The organism is Kitasatospora sp. MBT63 (assembly GCF_000710465.2).
Taxonomy (GTDB): Bacteria; Actinomycetota; Actinomycetes; order Streptomycetales; family Streptomycetaceae; genus Kitasatospora.
Genome location: NZ_JAIZ01000665.1, coordinates 1 through 1,607 on the forward strand (window position 1 = coordinate 1; position 1,607 = coordinate 1,607).

Below are 1,607 nucleotides of genomic sequence, written 5' to 3' on the forward strand. Positions count from 1 at the left end.
CCCGCCACCGCGCCGCCGCCCGCCGAGTCGCGCCAGACCCCGCACCAGGCCCCCGCCGAAGCCGCGAACCCCCCGGCGAGCCCCACCTCCCCGCAAGCACCGCCGCAGGCGCCCCCGCAGGCGCCGCCGCAGACCCGAGAGGCCGGCCAGAGCCCCGAACGCGCCGTCGCGACCGCCGCCGGTCGGCCCGGCCCGGGCGATACCGCCGCTGTCCGCACCACCGCGGGCCCGGCGGCGCCACCGGTCCGTACGCAGGAGCCCGTCCCGTCCGCCCCGGGTCTCTCCGCCGCAGGTCCCGCGGACCTGTCCGCCCGCCCGCAGACCGGCAGCAGTACGCCCGACGCGTCCGCAGCTGCCGAGCCGCCCGCCGAGGCCGCAACGCCGAGCGCCCAGAACGGTGCGTCCACCGTGGAGCCGCCGCCCGCAGCCGCCGCCTCGGCCGCCGCACCCCCGGAGGCAGCCGCCTCCGCGTCCCACCCGGCGCCGGTCGGGCCTTCACACGGCTCCACGACCGCCGACCAGGTGGCGTCCGACCCCGGCGGGCGGTCCGATCCGCCGGCCGGCCCGTCCCCGCGGCGGCCACTCGGATCCCCGCCGACCGCACCGGTCGACCACAGCCCGCGCTTCATCGTCCGCTCCGGGTTCGACCAGCGCCGGTTCACGTTCGAGGAGACCCCTTACACCGATCTGACGGTCCGTATCGCGTTCCAGGGCGGCAGCGCCAAGGACGCCACCGACACCGTCAACCTCCTCCGGCAGGGGGTCCAGCAGCACTTCAACGACGCGGGCCACCTGCTGCCCAACGGCGACCAGCTGCACGTCACGGTCGAACACGTCGGCCCGGACGGCGACCCACACCTCACCGTCGACCTGGTGGGACCCGACGGCCCGATGAACCAGTACAGCTGGCCGGTCGGCGCCCATCCGTCCGAATACACGCACGAGCTCTCGCACCAGTTGGGCCTCCGGGACGAGCACGGGGACTCCTCGAGCCCGCACCAGACAGGTATCCCGGGAAGTCTGCTCGGCGACATCCACCGGCCGCCCGCCCACCCGGGTCTCGACCAGGGTGGACTGCGGGGCCGCCACCTGCAGCTGATCGGCGCGCTGACCGGTGGCGACGAGCACATCTACCGCCCGCCCGCCGAAGCCCCGGGCGGCACCCCCGACGCGGGTCGGGTACCGGCCCGTCCCGCGCCGGGAGAGACGACGGCCCGGACGTCCCCGCAGGACCAAACACCTCCGCGGGAGGAGAGCACCGCCCAAACCGGCCGCCCCGCGGCTCCGGCCGGGGCACCGGGCCGGCCCAGCACCTCACCGCCTCCTGCCGCACGCCCCTCGGAGAGCGGCACCACCTCCGGCGAGCGGTCGTCCGGTGGCAGCACCGTCCGACGCCCCGTCAACACCGACTCCGGCTGGCAGCGCGCCCGAGCCTCCGCGCCCTGGGCGCCGCGCTCGCACACCTGGGTCGACCCGGTTTCCATCCCCGCCCGCGCCGAGGCCCCGGCCGCCACGGAGACCCCGACCGCCCGGCCGGCCCCGGCCTCCCACTCCCCGGCCCCGGCCCCGGCCCCGACCGCCGAGCAACACCAACACCCTGCCGCGGC

General features: G+C 77.7%; 1 pseudogene. It reads left to right on the forward strand.

What is annotated here, in order from left to right:
• Positions 1 to 1,607 (forward strand): annotated as a pseudogene (locus AA75_RS50180) (hypothetical protein); the annotation flags it as partial.